We start from the raw sequence: 2,714 nt of genomic DNA on the forward strand, positions 1-2,714 counted from the left end.
ATATTAAGTTATTATATTATATTTTTTATTTTTAATCTAATTTAATTTTTATATTCATATTTAATTTGTTATTCTTCTTTTTTTAAAAAAAGTAATATTTTTCAAAATTTTTATTATTTTATTAATTTTGTAAATAAGTATTTAAAATATAAAAATAGTTTTTTTTTTTTAAAAGTAGTTTTTTTTATTTTATATAAAAATATGATTTTATAGAATTAAAATTAGTTTTTTCTGTTTTTAAAACTTTGATATTTTTTTATTATTTTTTAAATTAAATAATTAGAAAAGTAATTTTTTTTTAAAAGTAGTTTATTATAAAATATTATAAAATTATAATTTAATTAAATTATAATTCTATTTCTGTAATTGAACTTAAATCTAATAAATCATAAGTTAATAATTTTGGAGCTTTTATAACTTTTCCAATACCTGTAATATATTTAAAAGCTTCAAATGCTTCTAAATTACCAATTATATTTGGTACTGGCCCAATTACTGGTGGAACACCATATGTTAAACTTTGAATTTCTTTTTTAACTTCATCAGTTAATTTACGTCCTTTTGAAGGCATACCAAATAATTCTTCATAATCTTTTTCACTATCTGATGTAAATACTGTTAGTTGTCCTTTTGTTCCATTTATTGCTCCATGTATAAATGGTATATTTTTTTCTTTTGCATATCTACTTACAATTACACGTGTTACAAGGTTGTCTAATGCATCTATAATGATATCTACATCTCCAATTGTTTCTTCAATGTTATTTTCATCAAGTTTAATATTTTTTGCATTTACTTGGACATATGGATTGATTAATCTTATTTTTTCTTTTGTAACTTCTGTTTTGTCTTTTCTTAAGCAATCAATACTACTCATTAATTGTCTGTTGAGATTTGATAAATCGAAGTAATCTTGATCTACTATGGTAAGTTCTCCAACTCCCATTCTTGCTAACATTTCAATTGTAGATCCTCCAATTCCACCACAACCTACTACTGCTATTTTAGCATCTTTAAATCTTTGTTGTTCACTTCTTGTAACTATACTCATTTGTCTTGATACTATTTCCCAATATCCATTTCCTATATATCTTGTTGGCATTTTATCACATATTTATTTATATTTTAAATAAAGGCATGTTTTTTATAAAATATCTTTATTATAAATCATTTTTATTTTATTAAAATAACTTTTTATAACAATTGTTATTTTTTATATATTTTATCTTTTAATATTTATATTTTTATAGATTTTTTTTATATTATAAAAAACTTATATGTTCTAATTTATTTTATTTCTATTATATTTTGGTGTATTATTAATATTTTTCTTTTATTTATCTATATTTTTGAGTTTACTTATTAAATTATCTTCATTTCTAATTTAGCATTTTTTAGAAATGATTAAATTTATCGCCAAAATATTCTTCTACTTTTTTCATTTCTTCAGGAATATTAATTGCTTGTGGACACATATTTACACAATCTCCACATTGGGTACAATGATGTGCTAAAGCTTTATCTTCAAAATAGGTGAAATATTGTCTTGCAGAACCTTTTGGACTATTTAAAATATTTCCCATATTATATTCTCTAAAACAATGAGGTATATTAACTTTATTAGGACAAGGCATACAGTAACCACAAGAAGTACAATCATTTCCTTTATTCTGTCTGTATTCTTCAGCTACATCTTTAATAACTTTTTTGTCGTTTTCAGAAATCATATTTACTTTAGATTTAGATGCAATTTCAATATTGGTTTTTAAATGTTCTAAAGAATTCATACCACTAAATACACAACTAACATTTTCCATATTCCATAAATATTCTAATGCCCATTCAATAGGTGTTCTTTTTTCTTCTGCAGTGTTCCATATTTCCATAATATTTTCAGGGACATTTTGAACTAATCTTCCACCACGTAATGGTTCCATAATCATATTTCCAAGACCCATTTGGGATAAAATGTTTAAACCTTCTATACCTGTTTGATAAGTTTCATCTAAGAAATTCATTTGAGTAAGTGCCATTTCCCATTTATCATATTCTGCAGTTAAAATAAATAATGTTTCAACAGTTCCATGAGTTGAAAAACCTACATGTTTTACTCTACCATCACTAAGAATGTTATCTAAGAATTCTACAATATTTGCATTTTTATAATTTTCCCAATTTTCATTATTAACTCCATGTAGTAAATAATTATCAATATGATCTGTTTTTAATCTTTTAAGTTGTTCATCTAAATAAAATTCTAAATCTTCTTCTTTTTCTATTAACCATGATGGCATTTTTGTTTGAAGATAAACTTTATCTCTATAACCAGTTTCTAAAAATTCTCCTAAAAATGGTTCACTATTTCCAGCACCACCATGTATTTCATTTGCATGAAAAGAGTATGCAGTATCAATTATATTTATTCCATTATCTATTCCATAGGATAATAATTCTTCAGATTTTTCTTTGTTAATTTGGTTATTTTCACCATTAGTTGGTAATCGCATTGCTCCAAAACCTAAAATAGATACTTTTTCTCCAGTATTTCCTAATTCTCTATATTCCATTTAAACACCAATTATTTTAATAAATTAATAATATATTAATTTGATATTTTATTTATTTTTTTCATTGATTTCAATAGTTTTTATAAAGTTTTAAAATCTTTAATTTTTTAAAAAATAATTATTATATATCTTTAATTAATGATATTT

At 22.3% G+C, this 2,714-nt stretch carries 2 protein-coding genes; both read right to left on the bottom strand.

Going from position 1 to position 2,714, the window contains the following annotated elements; translation table 11 throughout:
* Positions 1–346 precede the first annotated feature (346 nt).
* The gene (locus BGI41_RS07665) at positions 347–1,102 is read right to left on the bottom strand and encodes a HesA/MoeB/ThiF family protein (protein ID WP_088540109.1); all 756 of its coding nucleotides are present in this window, start codon (positions 1,100–1,102) and stop codon (positions 347–349) included.
* Between the two features lie 292 nt (positions 1,103–1,394).
* The gene (locus tag BGI41_RS07670) at positions 1,395–2,567 is read right to left on the bottom strand and encodes an aldo/keto reductase (RefSeq protein WP_088540110.1); all 1,173 of its coding nucleotides are present in this window, start codon (positions 2,565–2,567) and stop codon (positions 1,395–1,397) included.
* Between the last annotated feature and the right edge of the window lie 147 nt (positions 2,568–2,714).

The organism is Methanobrevibacter sp. 87.7, assembly GCF_002208625.1.
Taxonomy (GTDB): domain Archaea; phylum Methanobacteriota; class Methanobacteria; order Methanobacteriales; family Methanobacteriaceae; genus Methanarmilla.